Origin of the sequence: Nocardioides sp. URHA0032 (genome assembly GCF_000620645.1) — a bacterium.
Taxonomy (GTDB): Bacteria; Actinomycetota; Actinomycetes; order Propionibacteriales; family Nocardioidaceae; genus Nocardioides.
Genome location: NZ_JIAV01000021.1, coordinates 189,185 through 209,209, shown reverse-complemented (window position 1 = coordinate 209,209; position 20,025 = coordinate 189,185). Strand labels below are relative to the sequence as shown.

The 20,025-nt window shown below is 72.1% G+C and carries 22 protein-coding genes; 11 read left to right on the top strand and 11 right to left on the bottom strand.

All coding sequences use genetic code 11. The annotated features are described in order from the left end of the window. Positions 1-79: 79 nt before the first annotated feature. The 4 genes from dusB to N538_RS0113090 are packed head-to-tail and all read right to left on the bottom strand — an operon-like array spanning position 80 to position 3,662. Positions 80-1,219 carry a tRNA dihydrouridine synthase DusB gene (gene dusB / locus N538_RS25275; protein WP_036570512.1) on the bottom strand — a complete coding sequence of 380 codons (1,140 nt, stop codon included), beginning with the start codon at positions 1,217-1,219 and terminating at the stop codon, positions 80-82. A 12-nt stretch (positions 1,220-1,231) separates the two neighbouring features. After that, a complete protein-coding gene (locus N538_RS27445) occupies positions 1,232-1,909 on the bottom strand; it encodes a hypothetical protein (protein ID WP_028637689.1) in 678 nt (225 codons plus the stop codon). Next, a complete protein-coding gene (locus N538_RS0113095) occupies positions 1,903-3,303 on the bottom strand; it encodes a glycine--tRNA ligase (protein ID WP_028637688.1) in 1,401 nt (466 codons plus the stop codon). The genes N538_RS27445 and N538_RS0113095 overlap by 7 nt, the downstream gene beginning before the upstream one ends. A 38-nt stretch (positions 3,304-3,341) precedes the next feature. Next, entirely contained in the window at positions 3,342-3,662 is a 321-nt protein-coding gene (locus tag N538_RS0113090; RefSeq protein ID WP_028637687.1) for an antibiotic biosynthesis monooxygenase family protein, read from the bottom strand. Positions 3,663-3,721: 59 nt separating this feature from the next. Between N538_RS0113090 and N538_RS0113085 the strand changes: the two genes are divergently transcribed. The 4 genes from N538_RS0113085 to N538_RS0113070 are packed head-to-tail and all read left to right on the top strand — an operon-like array spanning position 3,722 to position 6,806. Then, positions 3,722-4,618, top strand: coding sequence for a metal ABC transporter substrate-binding protein (locus tag N538_RS0113085; protein WP_028637686.1), 897 nt, complete (start codon positions 3,722-3,724; stop codon positions 4,616-4,618). Beyond that, on the top strand, positions 4,611-5,411 hold the full coding sequence (locus N538_RS0113080; RefSeq protein WP_231496210.1) for a metal ABC transporter ATP-binding protein: 801 nt from the start codon (positions 4,611-4,613) through the stop codon (positions 5,409-5,411). The genes N538_RS0113085 and N538_RS0113080 overlap by 8 nt, the downstream gene beginning before the upstream one ends. Next, positions 5,408-6,415: a metal ABC transporter permease gene (locus N538_RS0113075; RefSeq protein WP_028637684.1), complete on the top strand. Its 1,008-nt coding sequence runs from the start codon at positions 5,408-5,410 to the stop codon at positions 6,413-6,415. Before N538_RS0113080 ends, N538_RS0113075 begins: the two co-directional genes overlap by 4 nt. Then, positions 6,402-6,806 (top strand): Fur family transcriptional regulator, encoded by a 405-nt coding sequence (locus N538_RS0113070; RefSeq protein ID WP_028637683.1) that lies wholly within the window; start codon positions 6,402-6,404, stop codon positions 6,804-6,806. The genes N538_RS0113075 and N538_RS0113070 overlap by 14 nt, the downstream gene beginning before the upstream one ends. Positions 6,807-6,891: 85 nt before the next feature. Here N538_RS0113070 and N538_RS0113065 read toward each other — a convergent pair whose 3' ends face one another. Further along, positions 6,892-7,302, bottom strand: a complete 411-nt coding sequence (locus tag N538_RS0113065; protein ID WP_028637682.1) for an ArsI/CadI family heavy metal resistance metalloenzyme — start codon at positions 7,300-7,302, stop codon at positions 6,892-6,894. Positions 7,303-7,380: 78 nt separating this feature from the next. On the opposite strand from N538_RS0113065, the gene N538_RS0113060 reads away from it, so the two are divergent. Genes N538_RS0113060 through N538_RS0113045 form a run of 4 tightly spaced genes read left to right on the top strand, consistent with a single transcriptional unit; the run spans position 7,381 to position 9,300 of the window. Next, entirely contained in the window at positions 7,381-7,740 is a 360-nt protein-coding gene (locus tag N538_RS0113060; protein ID WP_028637681.1) for an ArsR/SmtB family transcription factor, read from the top strand. Further along, positions 7,737-8,405 carry an aquaporin gene (locus N538_RS25265; protein ID WP_036570418.1) on the top strand — a complete coding sequence of 223 codons (669 nt, stop codon included), beginning with the start codon at positions 7,737-7,739 and terminating at the stop codon, positions 8,403-8,405. Before N538_RS0113060 ends, N538_RS25265 begins: the two co-directional genes overlap by 4 nt. Then, entirely contained in the window at positions 8,405-8,800 is a 396-nt protein-coding gene (locus N538_RS0113050; RefSeq protein WP_028637680.1) for an arsenate reductase ArsC, read from the top strand. The genes N538_RS25265 and N538_RS0113050 overlap by 1 nt, the downstream gene beginning before the upstream one ends. Further along, positions 8,797-9,300, top strand: a complete 504-nt coding sequence (locus tag N538_RS0113045; protein WP_028637679.1) for a GNAT family N-acetyltransferase — start codon at positions 8,797-8,799, stop codon at positions 9,298-9,300. The genes N538_RS0113050 and N538_RS0113045 overlap by 4 nt, the downstream gene beginning before the upstream one ends. Before the next feature lie 15 nt (positions 9,301-9,315). On the opposite strand, the gene N538_RS29495 is transcribed toward N538_RS0113045, so the two are convergent. Continuing rightward, positions 9,316-9,840 (bottom strand): YiaA/YiaB family inner membrane protein, encoded by a 525-nt coding sequence (locus tag N538_RS29495; protein WP_269320348.1) that lies wholly within the window; start codon positions 9,838-9,840, stop codon positions 9,316-9,318. On the opposite strand from N538_RS29495, the gene macS reads away from it, so the two are divergent. Beyond that, on the top strand, positions 9,742-10,872 hold the full coding sequence (macS, locus tag N538_RS0113035; protein ID WP_028637678.1) for a MacS family sensor histidine kinase: 1,131 nt from the start codon (positions 9,742-9,744) through the stop codon (positions 10,870-10,872). The genes N538_RS29495 and macS overlap by 99 nt on opposite strands. A 17-nt stretch (positions 10,873-10,889) precedes the next feature. Further along, positions 10,890-11,513 (top strand): response regulator, encoded by a 624-nt coding sequence (locus N538_RS0113030; protein WP_036570504.1) that lies wholly within the window; start codon positions 10,890-10,892, stop codon positions 11,511-11,513. 5 nt (positions 11,514-11,518) lie between these two features. Here N538_RS0113030 and N538_RS0113025 read toward each other — a convergent pair whose 3' ends face one another. From N538_RS0113025 to N538_RS0113010, 4 genes are read right to left on the bottom strand one after another with little or no spacing between them, the layout of a single operon-like run. Beyond that, a complete protein-coding gene (locus tag N538_RS0113025) occupies positions 11,519-13,144 on the bottom strand; it encodes a sensor histidine kinase (RefSeq protein WP_155992083.1) in 1,626 nt (541 codons plus the stop codon). Then, a complete protein-coding gene (locus tag N538_RS0113020; protein WP_028637675.1) occupies positions 13,137-13,907 on the bottom strand; it encodes an isoprenyl transferase in 771 nt (256 codons plus the stop codon). The genes N538_RS0113025 and N538_RS0113020 overlap by 8 nt, the downstream gene beginning before the upstream one ends. Before the next feature lie 12 nt (positions 13,908-13,919). Next, a complete protein-coding gene (gene recO, locus N538_RS0113015) occupies positions 13,920-14,645 on the bottom strand; it encodes a DNA repair protein RecO (RefSeq protein ID WP_028637674.1) in 726 nt (241 codons plus the stop codon). 17 nt (positions 14,646-14,662) lie between these two features. Next, positions 14,663-15,520, bottom strand: coding sequence for an alpha/beta fold hydrolase (locus N538_RS0113010; protein WP_028637673.1), 858 nt, complete (start codon positions 15,518-15,520; stop codon positions 14,663-14,665). Positions 15,521-15,543: 23 nt separating this feature from the next. Here N538_RS0113010 and N538_RS27440 point away from each other — a divergent pair, with 23 nt between their 5' ends. Then, positions 15,544-18,291 carry an ATP-binding protein gene (locus tag N538_RS27440; protein ID WP_028637672.1) on the top strand — a complete coding sequence of 916 codons (2,748 nt, stop codon included), beginning with the start codon at positions 15,544-15,546 and terminating at the stop codon, positions 18,289-18,291. A 15-nt stretch (positions 18,292-18,306) separates the two neighbouring features. Here N538_RS27440 and leuA read toward each other — a convergent pair whose 3' ends face one another. Next, on the bottom strand, positions 18,307-20,022 hold the full coding sequence (leuA, locus tag N538_RS0113000) for a 2-isopropylmalate synthase (RefSeq protein ID WP_028637671.1): 1,716 nt from the start codon (positions 20,020-20,022) through the stop codon (positions 18,307-18,309). Positions 20,023-20,025: the final 3 nt, after the last annotated feature.

The following is a 20,025-nucleotide window of genomic DNA, read 5'->3' as shown; positions in this document are numbered from 1 at the left end:
ACGGCAACGACCGCCCGAGTCAACCACAGCCGTGGTCGAGGGTCCGCATCACGGGTGGCGAACGGGAACGTGTTCCCGCTCACCCGCCGCTGGTCTCGGAGGCGTCCTCATGGACGTGGCAGCCGCTGCCGTCGGCGTCGTCGAGCCAGCCCTCGGGCAGCACGACCCGCTCGCGCGGCGACCCCTGGCGGCCGCGTGGGGCGCCGAGCTCGGCGATCGGGAACGGCTCGTCCGGGTCCAGCTCGGCGAGCAGCCGGTCCAGCGCGGAGAGGCTGTCGACCAGGCCGAGCGAGCGGCGCATCTCGCCGCCGGCCGCGAAGCCCTTGAGGTACCAGGACACGTGCTTGCGGAACTCCTTGCAGCCCCGCTCCTCCCCCATGTGCCGGCACAGCAGCTCGGCGTGGCGGCGCATCATCGCGGCCACGTCGCCCAGCGTCGGCAGCGTGGCGACCTGCTCGCCGGCGAAGGCCGCGGCCAGGTCGCGGAAGATCCACGGCCGGCCCAGGCAGCCGCGCCCGACGACGACGCCGGCGGCACCGGTCTGCTCGACCATGCGGATCGCGTCCGCGGCCTCCCAGATGTCACCGTTGCCGAGCACCGGGATCTCGACGTGCGCGACCAGCGCCGCGATCGCGTCCCAGTCGGCGGCACCGGAGTAGGCCTGCGCCACGGTCCTGCCGTGCAGCGCGATCGCCGCGACGCCGCTCTCCTGTGCGATCCGCCCGGCGTCGAGGTAGGTCAGGTGGTCGTCGTCGATGCCCGTGCGGGTCTTCATCGTGACCGGCACGTCGTACGGCGTGGCCGCGGCGACGGCGTGCTCGAGGATCTCGGCGAGCAGGCCACGCTTCCACGGCAGCGCTCCCCCGCCGCCCTTGCGGGTGACCTTGGGGACCGGGCAGCCGAAGTTCAGGTCGATGTGCGCGACGCCGTACTCGGCGCAGAGGATCTCGGCAGCCTTGCCGACGTACGCGGGATCGGTCCCGTAGAGCTGGACCGAGCGGGTGGTCTCGAGCTCGTCGAAGACGAGCATGTCCCGGGTGTGCTGGTCGCCCTCGACGAGGCCGCGGCTGGTGATCATCTCGCACACGTAGAGCCCGGCGCCCTGCTCGGCGCAGAGGCGGCGGTACGCCGCGTTGGTGATGCCCGCCATCGGCGCGAGCACGACCGGTGTGTCGACGCGCAGCGACCCGAGGGTCAGCGAGGTGGGCAGGGCGGGCATGCCCACCATTGTCTAGTGCTTCTCGCTCTTCTTCGAATTCCCGGACTTCTTCGGCTTCGGCGGCTCGTACTTCGTCACGTCGCCGGTCCAGGTGATCGGGTTGAACGTCTCGTCGGGACGGAAGCTGACCGCCACCAGGTCGCCGTGGTTCGGCGCCAGGTAGACCAGGCACACCTTCGCGTCGTCGCCCGGCCCGAACTTCTCCGGGAAGGGCGTGCTCGGGCACGGCTCGAACGAGCTCGCGAACGGCGTCGACTCCAGCAGCACGTTGTCGTCGTTCACCACGTACAGCGGCACCGGGCGCCCGCCGAGGTCCGTGTCGCCGACGTTCTTGATCACCGCGCGCACGTAGAACGGGTTCGACTTCTTCTGCTCGTCGCTGAGCTGCCATGCGGAGAAGGCGTCCATGGTCGTCTTCTCGAGCTTCGTGACCTGGATGTCGAGCGCGCCGACCTGGTCCTGCCGCGGCTCGTACGCGACCACCGCGTGGTCGCCCACCGACAGCTGGCTGCCCGGCGGCGTCAGCTCGACACCGGCCGGGACCGGCAGGTACGCCGAGTCGCTGGCCGTCGGGCTCGACGTGCTCGGCGTGCCCGACGTCGCTGCACCGGACGCGTCGCTGCTGTCGCCCGAGCACCCGGCCAGCCCGAGCGCGGCAGCCAGGAGCAGGGCGGCGGTGCGGGTCAGCACCCGACCAGTCGCTCGGCGAAGTACGACGTGACGCCGTCGAGCGAGATCCGCTCCTGGGCCATGGTGTCGCGCTCGCGAACGGTGACCGCGTTGTCGTCGAGGGTCTCGAAGTCGACGGTCACGCAGTACGGCGTACCGACCTCGTCCTGGCGGCGGTAGCGGCGGCCGATCGCGCCCGAGTCGTCGAAGTCGACGTTCCAGCCCGCACCGCGCAGCGCCATCGCGAGGTCTCTCGCCTTCGGCGACAGGTCGGCGTTGCGGGACAGCGGCAGCACCGCGACCTTCACCGGCGCGAGACGCGGGTCGAGCTTGAGCACCGTGCGCTTGTCGACGCCGCCCTTGGTGTTCGGAGCCTCGTCCTCGGTGTAGGCGTCCACCAGGAAGGTCATCAGGCTGCGCGAGAGGCCCGCGGCCGGCTCGATGACGTACGGCGTGTAGCGCTCGTTGTTGGCCTGGTCGAAGTACGACAGGTCCTGGCCGGAGTGCTTGGAGTGCGTGGACAGGTCGAAGTCGGTGCGGTTGGCGATGCCCTCGAGCTCACCCCACTCCGAGCCGGCGAAGCGGAACCGGTACTCGATGTCGACGGTGCGGGTCGAGTAGTGGCTGAGCTTGTCCTGCGGGTGCTCGTAGTGCCGCAGGTTGTCCGGGTCGATGCCGAGGTCGGTGTACCAACGGGTGCGCTCGTCGATCCAGTACTGGTGCCACTCCTTGTCCTCGCCGGGCTTGACGAAGAACTCCATCTCCATCTGCTCGAACTCGCGGGTGCGGAAGATGAAGTTGCCCGGCGTGATCTCGTTGCGGAAGCTCTTGCCGATCTGCGCGATGCCGAAGGGCGGCTTCTGCCGGCTCGAGGTCACGACGTTCGCGAAGTTGATGAAGATGCCCTGCGCGGTCTCCGGGCGCAGGTAGTGCAGGCCGGACTCGTCCTCGACCACGCCGAGGTAGGTCTTCAGCAGCCCGGAGAACTGGCGCGGCTCGGTCCACGCGCCGCGGGTGCCGCAGTTCGGGCAGGCGACGGTGGCGAGGTCGACGTCGTCGGGGTTCGCGATGCCCTTCTTCTCCGCGACCTCCTCCTGGAGGTGGTCCGCACGGAACCGCTTGTGGCACGACTGGCACTCGGTCAGCGGGTCGGAGAACGTGTCGACGTGGCCGCTCGCCTCCCAGACCTGGCGCGGCAGGATGATGCTCGAGTCGAGGCCGACCATGTCGTCGCGCATGGTGACCATGGACTTCCACCACTGGCGCTTGATGTTCTCCTTGAGCTCGACGCCGAGCGGGCCGTAGTCCCAGGCGGAGCGGGTGCCGCCGTAGATCTCGCCGCACGGGTAGACGAAGCCCCGGCGCTTGGCGAGGGACACGACGTTGTCGACGGTGGACGGCGGCGGCTTGGCCACGGTGGCTCCTATGGTCAGCGGTTGGTGCGAGTGAAGGTTCAGCCTATCGACCGGGGCGAGCCGGTGTTGAGGGTGGTGCCCGGGCCTGCGTCCTCGTACGCCGAGGGCTCCTCGATCGCCCGCGACAGGACGGCCACCGCGCGGAGCTTCACGTCGTACGAGGAGAGCGCGCGGCGGTAGCTCCCGACGTTCTCCCACCGCGTGGTGAGGACCCACAGCTCCGGGTCGTCGACGTTGCGGCCGATCTCGCCGCCGGCGTACCCCGTGCACGCGGCCAGCGCCTCGCGCGCCGTCGCCAGGTCGCTGCGGAACGTCTCGCCCTCCCCGACCGGGACCCGGAACCTGCTCACCACCTGCACCCGGCGATCGTAGCCGACGCACTTGACAATCGTTCTCAACTCCACTGAGAATCGTTCTCATGAAGGCTCTCGTCGCGCTGGCCCTGCCCGGGCTGCTGGTCCTGAGCGGCTGCGCGGCGTTCACCGACGACTCGGTCGGTCTCGACAACGGCGTGCAGGTCGCGGCGGCGTTCTACCCGCTGGCGTACGTCGCGGCGCGGGTCGCCGGCGACGCCGCGACCGTCGAGAACCTCACCGCCCCCGGCGGCGAGCCGCACGACCTGGAGCCCACCGTCCGCGAGACCGCCGAGGTCGCCCAGGCCGACCTCGTCGTCTTCGAGCGCGGCTTCCAGCCCGCGGTGGACGACACCGTGGACGAGAACGCCGGGGGCGCGGTGCTCGACGCGGCCGACGTCGTCTCGCTGGTGCCGTTCCGCGACCACGGCGTCGACTCCGACGAGGACGACCCGCACTTCTGGCAGGACCCCCTGCTGCTCGCGGAGGTCGGCGACGCGGTCGCCGACCAGCTGTCCGACATCGATCCCGCCCACGCGGACGACTACGCCGCGAACGCCGAGGCGCTGCGCGGCGACCTGGAGCGGCTCGACCGGGAGTACGCCGCCGGCCTCGCCGACTGCCAGCGCGACACCGTCGTCGTGAGCCACGACGCGTTCGGCTACCTCGAGCGCTACGGGATCGACATGCAGACCATCCTCGGCCTCTCCCCCGACTCCGAGCCGACGCCGGCCGACCTGGCCCGGCTCCAGGACCTGATCAACAGCCAGGGCATCACCACGGTGTTCGGGGAGTCGCTGGTGAGCCCGGCGGTCGCGGAGGCGCTGGCCCACGACACCGGCGTGAGGAGCGAGGTGCTGGACCCGATCGAGGGACTCTCCGACCGGACCGCCGGCGAGGACTACCTCTCGCTCATGCACGCGAACCTGCGTGCCCTCGAGGAGGCGAACGGCTGTGGCTGACCCGGTCATCGAGATGAACGACGGCGCCGTCGCGATCGCCGGCCGCCCGATCCTGCGGCACATCGACCTGGCCGTGGCCGCCGGCGAGTTCGTCGCGCTGATGGGCGCGAACGGCTCGGGCAAGTCCACGCTGGTCCGTGCGCTGACCGGGCTGCGCCCGCTCGCGACCGGCTCGCTGCGGCTGTTCGGCACCGCCCTCGACGACTTCCACGACTGGCAGCGGGTCGGGTTCGTCCCGCAGCGCGGCGGCGCCGCGTCCGGCGTACCGGCGTCGGTGTGGGAGGTGGTGGCGTCCGGGCGGCTCACCCGCCGCAAGCTGCTGCGCCCGCTCCGCCGCGCCGACCGGGCGGCGATCGACGACGCGCTCGAGGTGGTCGGGCTCGCGCACCGGGCCCGCGACGGCGTCTCGACGCTCTCGGGTGGCCAGCAGCAGCGGGTGCTGATCGCCCGCGCGCTGGCCGGCGAGCCGGAGCTGTTCTTCCTCGACGAGCCCACCGCCGGTGTCGACCTGCCGAACCAGCAGGTGCTGGCCGACACCCTCGCGACGCTGTCCGGGCGCGGCGCCACGATCGTGCTGGTCGCCCACGAGCTCGGCCCGATGGCGCCACTGATCGACCGGGCGGTCGTGATGAGGGACGGCCGGGTCGCGTACGACGGCCCGCCGCTGGCCAGCGACCAGGTCGCCACCGCGCACCTCGACCTCCACGACGCCGGCCACCACCACCATCCGGAGCCCGAGCGGCACGACCACGCGCCGCACATCGCGTCGCTCATCGAGGGGGGTCCGGAGTGAGCGAGTACCTCGACCTGCTCGGCCTAGGGTTCATGCAGCGGGCCATCCTCGCCGCGGTCTTCACCGGGCTGGCCGCCCCCGCGGTCGGGACCTACCTCGTGCAGCGCCGGCTGGCGCTGATGGGCGACGGGATCGGCCACGTCGCGGTCACCGGCGTCGCGCTCGGCCTGCTGACCGGGGCCTCCCCGACCTGGACGGCCGTCGGCGTCGCGGTGATCGGCGCGGTCGTGATCGAGGTGATCCGCGAGCGCGGGCACGCGAACGGCGACGTCGCGCTCGCCCTGCTGTTCTACGGCGGCCTGGCCGGCGGCGTGCTGATCACCGGTCTCGCCGGCCAGAGCGGGGCGCGGCTCCAGCAGTACCTGTTCGGCTCGATCACCACGATCTCCGTGGGCGACGTCGGGGTCACGATGGGGCTCGCCGCGGTCGTCGTGGTCGTCTGCGTGGGGTTCGCCCCGCAGCTGTTCGCGGTCGCGCAGGACCAGGAGTTCGCGCGGGTGGCGGGGCTCAACATCCGGGCGTACAACCTGCTGGTCGCGGTGCTCGCCGCCGTCAGCGTGACCGTCGCGATGCGGACCGTCGGCCTGCTGCTGGTCTCGGCGCTGATGGTGGTGCCGGTCGCGACCGCCCAGCAGGTCAGCCGGTCGTTCCGCACGACGCTCGGCGCGGCGATGGCGCTCGGCACGCTGGCGTCGGTGGGCGGGCTGCTGCTCTCGGCGTACGCCTCGTTCCACGCGCGGGTCGCGCCCGGCCCGACGATCGTGCTGCTGGCCCTGGCCGGCTTCGTCGTCGCCTGGCCGGTCGGCATCTGGCTGCGGTCCCGCCGTCGGCTGCGGCAGCCGTTCCCGGTCGTGGCGGCGACGGTGCACGACACCATTGACGAGCACCCCCACGACCACGGCGAGGACTGTGGCCACGTCGCGGTCCCCCACGGCGACCACGTCGACTACGTCCACGACGGCCACCGGCACGCGCCGCACGGGAGGCACTATGACGAGCACTGACCCCTCGGGGAGCATGCGGCCCACCCGCCAGCGGCGGGCGGTCGTCGACGCGCTGGCGTCGTTCGACGACTTCCGCTCGGCGCAGGAGATCCACGAGCTGCTCGGCGAGCGGGGCGACCCCGTCGGCCTCGCGACGGTCTACCGGACCCTCCAGCGGCTGGCCGAGGCCGGCGAGGTCGACCTCCTGCGCACGGAGGACGGCGAGGCGATCTACCGCCGCTGCTCGGACTCCCACCACCACCACCTGGTCTGCCGCGACTGCGGCGCGACCGTGGAGGTGGAGGGTCCGACCGTGGAGCGGTGGACCCGCGCGATCGCGGCCGAGCACGGCTTCGACGACGTCAGCCACACCCTCGAGATCTTCGGCACCTGCGCGAACTGCCGCTCCTAGGCCGGCCATCTCCCGTCGAGTGACGCGAACTGGCTGTCATTTGCCCGAAGTCCCAGCCATTTCACGTCACTCGACGGTAAAAGACCTACGCGCAGCAGACCGCGCCCGCGGCCTCGCCGCTCGGCGTCGGGCTGTCCGCGAGGACGGTGTAGATCTCCCAGCGCTCGCCGTTCGGAGCGCCCTCGACCCAGAACTTGTCCTGCTTCGCGTAGCAGCACGTGGTGCCGCGCTCGTCGACGGAGGCGAAGCCGGCCTCGGCCAGGCGGGTCTGCTCGGCGTCGACGGTGTCGGTGTCGACCACCTCGACGCCGAGGTGGTTGATCGAGCCGCCCTGGCCCGGGTTCTCGATCAGCACCAGCTTGAGCGGCGGCTCGGCGACCGCGAAGTTGGCGTAGCCCGGGCGGACCTTCGCCGGCTCGGTGTCGAACAGTTTGGAGTAGAACGCGATCGAGGTGTCGAGGTCGTCGACGTTGAGCGCGAGCTGGACACGGGACATGGGGTGCCTCCTAAGACATAGATGAACTTCGATGTACGGATACTGGACCCAAACATCGAGATCTGTCAATATCGACGCATGTCGAAGTCTCTGCTCGAGCTGACGCCGGTGCAGGCGGTCGCCTGCTGCTCCCCCGTGACCCGCGAGCCGCTGTCCGCGGACGCCGCCGAGCGGATCGCTCCGCTGGTGAAGGCGATCGCGGACCCGGTCCGGCTCCGGCTGCTCTCGCTGGTCGCCTCGCACGCGGACGGCGAGGCCTGCGTGTGCGACCTCAACGACGCCTTCGAGCTGTCCCAGCCCACGATCAGCCACCACCTCAAGCTGCTGCACGACGCCGGCCTCCTGGACCGGGACAAGCGCGGCGTGTGGGTCTACTACCGCGTGAACGCCACCGCCCTCGGCGACCTCGCCACGCTCCTCGGCGGCGTCACCGCGTGACGGCGCTGGTCCGGCGGGCGGTTGCCGAGCTGGTCGGTACGGCGTTCCTTGTCGCGGCCGTGGTCGGCTCCGGCATCGCGGCGCAGCGGCTCTCGCCCGGGGACACCGGGCTCCAGCTCCTCGAGAACAGCGTCGCCACGGGCGCGGTCCTGGTCGCGCTGATCCTGGCGCTGCAACCCGTGTCGGCGTCGTTCAACCCCGTGGTCACCCTGGTCGAGCGAACCCTCGGGCGCGTCGACACCCCGACCGCGGCGGCCCTGGTCGTCGCCCAGCTCGTCGGCGGCCTGCTGGGCGTCGTGGTCGCCAACCTGATGTTCGACCTCGACGCCGTGTCGGTGTCCGGCCACGAGCGGGGCGGGTCCGGCCAGCTCCTCGGCGAGGTCGTCGCCACGGTCGGGCTCGTGCTCGTCGTGTTCGGGACGCTGCGCTCGCCGCGCATCGAGACGGTGGCGTTCGCGGTCGGCGGCTACATCGCGGCGGCGTACTGGTTCACCAGCTCGACGAGCTTCGCGAACCCGGCCGTGACGGTCGCGCGGATGTTCTCCGACACCTTCGCCGGGATCGACCCGGGCTCGGTCCCGGCGTTCGTCCTCATGCAGCTCCTCGGTGGCGTCGTCGGCGCGGCGCTCGTCGTCCTGCTCCACCCCACTCCCCAGGAGGCCTGATGCCGGTCCCGACCGTGCTGTTCGTCTGCGTCCACAACGCCGGCCGCTCGCAGATGGCGGCCGGGTACCTCCAGCACCTCGCGGGCGACCGGGTCGCGGTGCTGTCCGCCGGGTCGCGGCCCGCCGACCGGGTGAACCCGGTCGCGGTCGCGGCGATGGCGGAGGAGGGCATCGACATCGCCGGGGAGTCGCCGAAGCTGCTCTCGGACTCCGCAGTCCGCGAGGCCGACGTCGTGGTCACGATGGGCTGTGGGGACGAGTGCCCCTTCCACCCCGGCAAGCGTTACGAGGACTGGGTCCTCGACGACCCGGCCGGGCAGGGCATCGAGGCGGTGCGGCCGATCCGCGACGAGATCCGCCGCCGCGTCGAACGGCTCGTCGCTGAGCTGGCATGACGGTCGAGCCGATGACCCGGGAGCACTGGCCCGAGGTCGAGCGCATCTACGCCGAGGGCATCGCCACCGGGCACGCGACGTTCGAGGCCGAGCCGCCGTCGTGGGAGCAGTTCGACGCCGGCAAGCTGCCCGGCCATCGCCTGGTCGCCGTCGAAGGTGGCCGGGTGGCCGGCTGGGCGGCCGCCTCCCCGGTCTCTGACCGGTGCGTGTACGCCGGGGTCGCCGAGCACTCCGTGTACGTCGCCGCGGCGGCCGCCGGCCGCGGCGTCGGCCGACGACTGCTGGAGGCCCTCGTGGAGTCGACCGAGGACGCCGGCATCTGGACCCTGCAGTCCGGGGTGTTCCCGGAGAACGCCGTGAGCCTCGCCCTGCACGACTCGGTCGGGTTCCGGGTGGTCGGGACCCGTGAGCGGGTGGCCCTGATGTCGTACGGGCCGCTGGCCGGGCAGTGGCGGGACGTGGTCCTCATCGAGAGACGCAGCGACCGGGTCGGCAGCTGAGCGACGACGAGCCGGTCAGCCGACCTGCTTCCACGGGTCGTGGTCGGCGAGGATCCGGTCGACGCGGGCCTGGTCGAGCCGGGAGACGACGTACTGGCTCTCGTGTGCGTCTCGCACGCACTTGGCGAGGCTGAACGCCGAGGTCGTCAGGAAGACCGTGCCGAGTGCCAGGAAGGCCTTGGGCCACGGGTCCGCCGGCAGGTAGTAGACGGCGGCGAGCATGGTGAAGAGGGCCAGTCCGAACGAGATGGCGGACTGGGCGTAGAAGGCCCAGTCCGAACGAGATGGCGGACTGGGCGTAGAAGGCCGCGGTGTTCTTCGGGGTGGGTGCCTGGGATTCCATGCCCCCAGCCTCGGCCGGACCGCGACGCCCCGGCATCCGCACGGATACTCAGATCGTTTGCAACACTGCCGCGTGTGAACGCGTGGAGGGCCTGGAGCATGCCGGCAGCCGTCGCGGTCAAGGACCGGTTGTTCCTGGCGGTCGCGGTGCTGCGCGTGGTCCTGCTCGGAAACGCCGTGCTGCTCAACATCTGGCACGCCGAGGAGCTGCAGCGGCCGGCGGCGGGCGTGGCCTGCCTGGTGCTGATGACCGCCTGGACCGGCATCGCCACCTGGGCGTACGCCGAGCCCCGGCGGCGGACCTTCCGGCTGCTCGCCGCGGACCTGGGCATCGCGATGGGGCTGCTCCTCGTGTCCCCGCTCGTCAAGGACGACGGGGTCACCTCCAGCGTGCCGGGCTTCTGGGTGATCGCGGCTCTCGCCGCCTGGGCGATCCAGTACCGCGCGGCCGGTGGCCTGGCCGCGGGCGCGCTGCTCGCCGGCGCGGACCTCGCGCGGCAGGAGGTGGATGCCTCCGACTACGGCAACACCTTCCTGCTGCTGGTCGGTGGCGCCATTCTCGGCTTCATGTGCCAGTCGCTGCAGGAGATGGCGACCGAGCGTGACGTCGCGGAACGCGCTGCCGCGGTGGCCGCCGAGCGGGCCCGGCTGGCCCGGGCCGTGCACGACGGCGTGCTGCAGGTGCTCGCCCTGGTGCAGCGGCGCGGCCGCGAGCTGGGCGGTGACGGCGCCGAGCTCGGGCGGTTGGCCGGTGAGCAGGAGCACGCGCTGCGGGCGCTGATCCGCGAGCAGGACGAGGTCAGCGTCGCCGGCGGCGACACCGTGGACGTGGGCGCCGCGCTGACCCGGCTGGAGCGCCGCGACCAGGTCACGGTGTCGACGCCGGGCGTCCCCGTCGAGCTCCCCGCGGCCACGGCGCTGGAGCTGGTCGCCGCGACGAGCGCGTGCCTCGACAACGTGCGCACCCACGTCGGGACGGACGCGCCGGCCTGGGTGCTGCTCCAAGCGTTCCCCGACCGCGTCGAGGTCTCGGTACGCGACGACGGCCCCGGCATCCCGGCGGGCCGGCTCGACGAGGCGGCCGCCCAGGGCCGGCTCGGGGTCGCGGAGTCGATCCGGGGGCGGATCGCCGACCTCGGCGGCACCGCCGACCTGGTGAGCGGTGACTTCGGCACCGAGTGGGAGCTCGTCGTACCGCGACCCGGCGCCGGCCTGGGGTCGGCATCGTGAGCGACGCGGTGCGCGTGATGGTCGTCGACGACCACCCGATGTGGCGCGACGCGGTCGAGCGCGACCTCGCGGCGGCCGGCCTGGAGGTGGTGGCCGTCGCGGCCACCGGGCGCGAGGCGCTCGCGCGGTTCCCCGCCGCCCGGCCCGACGTGGTCGTGCTCGACCTGCAGATCCCCGAGCCCGACGGCGTAGCGGTCACGGCCGCCATCGCCCAGCAGGACCCGGACGTCAGGGTGCTGATCCTCTCCGCCTCCGGCGAGCAGGCGGACGTGCTCGCGGCGGTCAAGGCCGGCGCCACCGGCTACCTGGTGAAGTCGGCCTCCCGCGAGGAGCTGCTCGACGCCGTACGCCGGACCGCCGACGGCGACCCGGTCTTCACGCCGGGCCTGGCCGGGCTCGTGCTGGGCGAGTTCCAGCGCACCTCGGACAGCCCGGACGACCCGCGGCTCACCGACCGGGAGACCGAGGTGCTCAAGATGGTCGCCAAGGGGTTGTCGTACCGGCAGATCGCCGAGCGGCTCGTCCTCTCCCACCGCACCGTCCAGAACCACGTGCAGAACACGCTGCGCAAGCTGCAGATGCACAACCGGGTGGAGCTCACCCGCTACGCGATCGAGCGCGGCCTCGACGCCGACGGCTAGCCGGCCTACTGCGGGAGCCGCACCACGAACTCGCTGCCCACGCCGAGCTGGCTGTGCACCTCGACGCGACCGCCGTGAGCCTCCACGATCGACCTCGTGATGCTCAGGCCGAGGCCGACACCCTGGATCGCGCGCTCCTCGGCCTCGCGGGTGCGGAAGAACCGGGTGAAGAGCCGGTCCCGGTCGGCGGCGTCGATCCCGATGCCGTCGTCGGCGACCGACAGCACGACACCTCCGGCGTCCGTGCCGAGGCGGACCCGGACATGGCCCTCGCGGCGGGAGTACTTCACGGCGTTCGAGAGCAGGTTGTCCACGACCTGGGCCATCCGCTCGGCGTCGACGTTCGCGGTCAGCGTGTCCGGGGCGTCGACGGCGATGGTGACCTGGGCCCGGCGCGCGGCCGGGCCGGCGGCCTCCACACATCCGCGGACGACGGCCGCCAGGTCCGTGTGCTCGCGCACCACCCGCATCGGGCCCTCGTCGTTCTGCGCGGTGTGCAGCAGGTCCGACACCAGGCGGGTGAGCCGGACCGTGTTGCGGGCCACCACCTCGAGCTGCGCGACAACGTCGGTCGGGAGGTCGTCGCGCTCGAGCAGGATGTTGACGTACCCGTTGATCGAGGTGAGCGGGGTGCGGAGCTCGTGCGACACCGAGGCCACGAACTCGTCCTTCACCCGCAGCGCGCGCATGAAGTCGGTGACGTCCTTGTACGCCAGGGCGGCCCCGGCGAACGCGCCGCGTTCGTCCTCGACCCGGCGCGCCGACACCGACAGGGCCCGCCTGGTGAGCGGGTCGTTGCCGACCCAGATCCGGATGTCGGCGAACTCCTCGCCCCGGCTGGCGCGGTACGTCGGCATCTCGTCCCGGGCGAACAGCGTGCTGCCGTCGCCGCCGTACACGAGGCCGAGCTGGCCCGCCGTCCCTGCGTGGCCCGCGGGATAGGCCAGCCGCATGAAGTCCTCGTGCCGCTTGTTCATGCCCTCGTACGCGCCGGTGCGGTCCAGGAGCACCAGCCCGACGTCGACGGTGTCGAAGATCGCCTCCGAGATCCGGCGCTGGTGCGCGATCACGTCCATGCCGGCCCGCACCTGGTCGAGGGCCGACGCGATCGCGAACGCCGCCCAGCCCGCCACGACGGGGATCAGCACCGCCCGGGACAGGTTCACGCCGGTGAAGCCCAGGAAGACCAGGCTCGGCAGCGCGAGCAGCAGGGTGGTGCCGAGGACCGCCGCGACCGCTCCGCGGCGACCGAACTGGCGGCCCAGCCACAGCGCGGGCACGACCGCGAGGATGCCCGCGCCGCCGCCCTGCTCGTCCATCCGGGACAACCCGAGCGCCGCGAGGTCCAGCATCGGCAGCAGCCCGACCGCCCAGGGCGGCAGGCGCTCCCAGGGCACCGCCACGGCGAGCACGGACGTGATCGCGGTGAGTGCCAGCCCGACCGTCGGCCACATCCCCACGTCGAGCGGCGACCCGTTCCCGGCTGCCCGCAGCGTCAGGTCGAGGACGTAGAGGAGCGCGAAGACCCCCTGCAGCACCCCCGGGTCCGGCTCGTCGGTGAAGAGGAGCCGTTGCCGCAATCCGAGCAGCCGCCGTTCGAGGTGCCCCACGCTGCCTCCCGGGTCAGCCATCTGCTCCGCCGTACCGCCGGTCGCGGCGGGCGTAGAGCTCGACGGCGTTCCAGAGGTCCCGGCGGTCGACGTCCGGCCAGAGCACGTCGGTGAAGACCAGCTCGGAGTACGCCGCCTGCCAGAGCATGAAGTTCGAGAGGCGCTGCTCCCCCGACGTCCGCCAGACCAGGTCGGCGTCGGCGACCTCGGGGACGTAGAGGTGCCGGGCGAACGTCTTCTCGTCGACCTTCTCGGGGTCGAGCCGGCCGGCGGCCACCTCCCGCGCGATCGACCGTGCGGTGTCGGCGATCTCGGCGCGACCGCCGTAGTTGACGCACATCGTCAGCGTGAGGACGTCGTTCCCGCGGGTGAGCTCTTCGGCGACCTGGAGCTCCCGGATGACCGACCTCCACAGCCGCGGCGCCCGGCCGGCCCAGCGGACCCGGACCCCGAGCTCGTGCATCTCGTCGCGGCGGCGCCGGATCACGTCCCGGTTGAAGCCCATCAGGAACTTGACCTCGTCGGGCGAGCGCGACCAGTTCTCGGTCGAGAACGCGTAGGCGGAGATCGCCTTGACGCCGATCTCGATGGCGCCCTCGACGACGTCGAACAGCGAGTGCTCGCCCTGCTCGTGGCCCTTGGTGCGCGGCAGCCCGCGCTCCTTGGCCCAGCGCCCGTTGCCGTCCATCACGATCGCGACGTGCCGTGGCACGAGGTCCTTCGGGATCGCCGGCGGCCGCGCGCCCGAGGGGTGCGGGGTCGGTCGTCGTACGGCACGTCTCACGGTCGCAGCCTCTCAGCGCTCGACGTACACGAGGGACTTCAGGGCCCGTTCCAGGTGCCAGGCGAGGAACGCCGCGACCAGGCCGCTCGCCTCCTTGAGGTTCCGCGCCGGTGCGACGTCGACGACCGCCCAGTCGCCGGCCAGCAGGGCGCCGAGCAGCGCGAGCGTCTCCGGGGAGGGACTCGCCGAGCCGGGCACCCGGCAGGTGGCGCAGACGACGCCGCCCATCGAGGGGTTGAACCAGCGGTGTGGGCCCTCGGTGCCACACCGGGCGCAGTGGTCGAACGAGGGGGCCCAGCCGGCCACGGCGAGCGAGCGCAACAGGTAGGAGTCGAGCACCTGGCCCGGGGCGTGCTCCCCCGCCACCATCGCCCGCAGCCCACCGACGAGCAGCAGGAACTGCTGCACCGACGGCTCCCGCTCCTCCGACACCAGCCGGTCGGCCGTCTCCAGCATCACGGTGCCCGCGGTGTAGCGGTCGTAGTCGAGCCCGAGGCCCTTCGAGAACGGCGTCAGCGTCTCGGCCTGGGTGATCGTGTCCAGGTTGCGCCCCTCCGCGAGCTGGAGGTCGACGTGCGTGAACGGCTCGAGCCGCGAGCCGAACCGGGACGTGGTCCGGCGCACCCCCTTCGCGACCGCCCGGACCCGGCCGTGCTGGCGGGTCAGGAGCGTGATGATGCGATCGGCCTCACCCAGCTTGTGGGTGCGGAGCACGATCGCCTCGTCACGGTAGAGCACCTCGTCATTCTGCCCGGTCAGACGCCGGTACGACGTCTGCGACGCGGCGTCTTCCAGCAGCCGGCGACCAGGCCGACCGCCGCGCGGTCGAGTCGCTCCGGCGTCAACCGCCACTCGAGCGCCGAGCTCGCACGCACGAACGTGCCCTTCGGGAGCTCGTCGGCGAGGGTGACCGCGTCGCCCAGCGGACGCACCGGGTCGAACGGATGACCGACGACCAGGGCCGGCACCGAGATCCGGCGACGCTCCTTCGACGCCGGGGCGGCGCGACCGAAGAACAGCCCGTGCAGCAGCGCCGCGAGCGCGTCGGCCCGCTGGTCGCAGGCGTCCAGCGCCACCCCGGCCCAGAACGGGACGACGCCGCGCGGGACCGGACGGGTCAGCCGGCGCAGCAGCGACACCGAGTGCGGCAGGAACCGGGCCGCGAGCAGCAACGGGCCGAACACCAGGATCCCGGCCTCGACGCCGTTGTCGAGGATCGGCGCCTCGACCACCAGGCCACGCACCCGCTCCGGGGCGATCACGGCCGTCTCGAGCGCGACGTTCGCGCCGAGGGACGTGCCGCCCACGACCGCCTGCGCCGCACCGAGGTGGTCCAGGAGGGCGACCACCTGCTCGGCGTACTCCGTGACCGAGTAGGCGTGCGGGTCGGCCGGCCGGTCGGAGCGACCGTGGCCGAGCGGATCCAGGGTGACGACGTGCATGCCCTCTGCGGCGAGCGCGTGCGCGAGCGGCTGCTGCATCCGCCGCGGCACCAGCTCGGCGGGCAGCAGGACGACCCACGCGTCGCCCGATCCGTACTCGGTGTACTCGAGCCGGTCGCGGCCGGAGTCCGACTCGACGAAGAACTGGCCGATCCTCTCCGACACCAACATGCCTCCCACCCTAGGGTGTGCCCATGTCGAACTCGGGTCGCGGCCAGCTGAGCCGGACCGCGGCAGGGCTGCTCCTCGTCGCCGTCCTCGTCGCCGGCGTCGCGGCGGTCGACCTCGCGCCCGACGGCTCCCCGGCAGCGTCGTGGTGGCCGGCGGCCGGGCTCGCCGTGATCCTGCTCGGCCTGGCCCCCCGCTCCTGGTGGTGGTCGCTCGTGCCCGCCATCGCCGCCGTGTCCGTGGCCGCGAACATCATCGGCGACCGGCCGCTCGACCTCTCCTGCTGCTACGCGGTCGCGAACGCCGCGGAGGCGGTCGTGGTCGCGTCGTTCCTGCGCCGCGGCGGTCGGACCACGCTGCCCGAGCTGTCCACGGTCGATCAGCTGGTCGGCCTCCTCGTGGCGGCGGTCCTCGGCGGCCTCACCATCGCGACCATCGCCGCCGGGGCCGTCGAGGTCCTCGGGGACGGGACCTTCGCGCTCACCTGGCGGGCGGTCTTCGCATCGCACACCGCCTCGGTGCTCGTGATCCTGCCGCTGGTGATGGCGCCCGCCGCACGCCGGTCGCGACGGTTCACCTGGGAGCTGCCGCTCCAGGTAGCAGTGCTGGCCGCCGTGACCGTCCTGGTCTTCGCCCCCGACCAGACGTTGAGCCTGGAGTTCGTGCCGCTGCCGCTGCTGATCTGGGCCGCGCTGCGGTTCGACGTGCGCCTCGTCGCGTGGGAGCTGTTCGGCTTCGCGGTCGCGATCACGGTCCTGAGCTCACGCGGCTACGGCACCTTCGCGTTCGACAACCGCCGCGGGGAGCTCAGCGCGTTCGGGATGGGCGCGATCGTGCAGGCGTACGTCGTGGTCTCGGTCCTGATGACGCTGCCGCTCGCCATCGGTGTCGCCCAACGACGCAGCAGCGAGCAGCTGTTCCGCCGGAACTTCACCGAGTCGGTGGTCGGCATGGTGCTGATGCGCAGCGGCTCCCGCCTGTTCGAGATCGTCGACATGAACGACGCCGCCGCCCGCCTCCTGGGCGGCCCGGCGGGCGTCCTGGGCCGGCAGCTCGACGAGGTGCTCACGACCAGCGAGCCGCTCGAGCTCGTCGCGGCGCGGATGCTGGCCGGCAACCTCGACGGCTGGCGTGGCCAGACCCACCTCCGCGACCGGCCGGCCGCCCGCGTCGACGTCCTCATCTCGCTGCTCGGAACCGACCCGACGCCGACGTTCGCCGCGCAGCTGCTCGACGTCACCACGGAGTACGACGCCCGCCGTCAGATCGAGGCCGCCGAGAAGCTCACCAGCGCGACCCTGGAGACGACGGCGGCGCTGATCCTGGTCACCGACCTGTACGGCGAGGTCGTGCGCGTCAACGGGGCCACCACCGCGCTGACCGGGTTCGATGAGGACGAGCTCGTCGAGGTGGAGATCTGGGACGTGCCGTTCGCTCCCCCCGGCTCCGAGGGCTACCCGGCCGGCCTGCCCGAGACCGTCGAGGCCCAGGTGAGCCGCGAGACCGATGTCGTGACGAAGACCGGTGAGCGCCGCCGGGTGCTCTGGAACACCAGCTACGTGCGGGACGAGCGGGACCGGCCCACGCACGTGGTGCTCACCGGCACCGACATGACGGCCGAGCGCACGGCCGCGGGCCTGAACCGCCACCTCCTCGAGGCGGCGATCACCACCGCGCTGATCGGCATCGACCCGCACGGCCTGATCACGCTGTTCAACGCCGGCGCCGTGAACCTGCTCGGCTACGACGCCCAGGACACCGTCGGCACGCCGTTCGTCGACCTGCTCGACCCCGACGAGCTCGCCGAGCGCTCGGGGGGCGCCACGGGCGAGGACGCCTTCGGCCGGCTGGTCGCGGCCATCGGCGGCGGCGGGGAGACCGCCGCGCGCGACTGGACCTGGATCGGCGCGGACGGGCGACGACACACCGTCTCGATGACGCTGAGCATCGCTGCCGACCGGATCGCGGCACGGATCGGGTACCTCTGCGTGGGCCGGGACGTCACCGAGGCGCGGGCCAGCCAGGAGATGCTGATCGCGGCGCTGGACAAGGAGCGGCACGCCGTCCAGCGGATGCGCGAGCTGGACACGGCGAAGAACGACTTCGTCTCGACCGTGAGCCACGAGCTCCGCACGCCGGTGACCAGCATCGTGGGCTACACCGAGATCCTCGAGGACGGGTCGCTGGTCGCCCCGGCCGAGGAGCAGCGGCCGCTGCTGGAGAGCATCGCCCGCAACGGCCGGCGGCTGATCATGCTGTGCGACGACCTGCTCACGCTCAGCGGCCTCGACTCAGGCGCCACGCGCTGGGAGCGGGGCGCGTTCGACCTGGCCTCCATCGTGGCGGGGGCCGAGGACGCCGTACGCGCGCAGCTCAGCGGACGCGACCTGACCCTGGAGGTCGCGACCCCGGAAGGGCCGGTGCCGGTGGTGGGCGACCAGGTGCAGCTCGAGCGGGCGCTGACGAACCTGCTCAGCAACGCGATCAAGTTCACCGAGGACGGCGGCCGCATCGAGGTCGCGGTGGAGGCCCGCGACGGCGAAGCCCGGCTCACGGTCACCGACACCGGCATCGGCATCCCGGTGGCGGAGCAGGAGCGGCTGTTCCAGCGGTTCTTCCGGTCCACGACCGCTCAGGAACGCGCCATCCAGGGCACCGGCCTCGGCCTCTCGATCGTGAACGCGGTCGTGGCGGCCCACGGGGGGCGGATAGACGTGCGCTCCGCCCACCTCGAGGGCACCACCTTCACGATCAGGTTCCCGATAGCGCGGTGAGCCAGAGGTCCCCGCTCACCGCGCGGGCGCGCGGTTGACCGCGCTGATCACCGCCTTGAGCGACGCGGTGACGATGTTGGCGTCGACCCCGACGCCCCAGTAGACGTTGTCCCGCACCAGGCACTCGACGTACGCCGCCGCGAGGGCGTCACCGCCGGACGACAGCGCGTGCTCGGCGTAGTCCAGCACCCGGACGTCCCAGTCCTGTGGAAGGTCGTTGATCGCTCCGACGAACGCCGAGAGCGGGCCGTTGCCCTCGCCGTGCAGCGACATCAGCTCGCCGTCGACGTACACGTTCACGTCGAGCGCGTCCTTCTCCCCCGCGGCCGACGAGGTGTGCACGGAGTTGAGCTTCAGCGGCGTCTCGCGGTCGAGGTACTCGGCGGAGAAGACCGACCAGATCTGGTCCGGGGTCATCTCGCCTCCCTCCGCGTCGGTGCGCTCCTGGACCACGCGGCTGAACTCGATCTGCGCACGGCGCGGCAGGTCGAGCTTGTGCTCGGCCTTGAGGATGTAGGCGACGCCGCCCTTGCCGGACTGGCTGTTGACGCGGATCACCGCCTCGTAGGTCCGGCCCACGTCCTTCGGGTCGATCGGGAGGTACGGCGCCTCCCACGGCAGCCGGCCGACCGGCACGCCCTGCTCCGCCGCCCGGCGGTCGAGGTCCTCGAGGCCCTTCTTGATCGCGTCCTGGTGCGAGCCCGAGAACGCCGTGTAGACGAGGTCTCCGGCGTACGGGTGCCGCGGGTGGACCGGGAGGTTCGTGCAGTACTCGACGGTGCGGCGGATCTCGTCGATGTCGGAGACGTCCACCATCGGGTCGATGCCCTGGCTGAAGAGGTTCATCGCCAGTGTCACGAGGTCGACGTTGCCGGTGCGCTCGCCATGGCCGAACAGGCAGCCCTCGACGCGGTCGGCCCCCGCCATCATCGCGAGCTCGGTGGCGGCGACGGCCGTGCCGCGGTCGTTGTGGGGGTGCAGCGAGATCACGGTGTTCTGCCGACGGGTGAGCTGACGGGAGAACCACTCGATCTGGTCGGCGTACACGTTCGGCGTCGCGACCTCGATCGTCGCCGGGAGGTTGAGGATGATCTCGCGGCCGTCGTCGGGCTGCCACACGTCGGAGACGGCCTCGCAGACCTCGACCGAGAACGGCAGCTCGGTGCTGGTGAAGATCTCGGGGCTGTACTCGTAGCCGATGACGGTCGCGTCGAGGTAGCTCTCGATGTTCTTCATCACGACCTGGGTGCCGCGGACCGCGATGTCCTTGATCTCGTCCTTGCTGGCGCGGAACACGACGCGGCGGAACAGCGGGGCCAGCGCGTTGTAGAGGTGGATGTTGGCCCGGGGTACGCCGACCAGCGACTGGACGCTGCGCTCGATCAGGTCCTCGCGGGCCTGGGTGAGGACCGAGATCGTCACGTCGTCCGGGACATGGTCGCCCTCGATGAGCTGGCGGACGAAGGAGAAGTCGGTCTCGCTCGCGGCCGGGAAGCCGACCTCGATCTCCTTGTAGCCCATCGAGACCAGCAGGTCGAACATCTTCATCTTGCGGGCCGGGCTCATCGGGTCGATGAGCGCCTGGTTCCCGTCGCGCAGGTCCGTCGAGAGCCAGCGGGGTGCCTCGGTGATGGCCGCGGAGGGCCAGGTCCGGTCGGGGAGGTCGATCGGCGGGAACGGGCGGTACCGCTGGAACGGCATGCCGCTCGGCTTCTGGGGAGGGATCGTCATGGG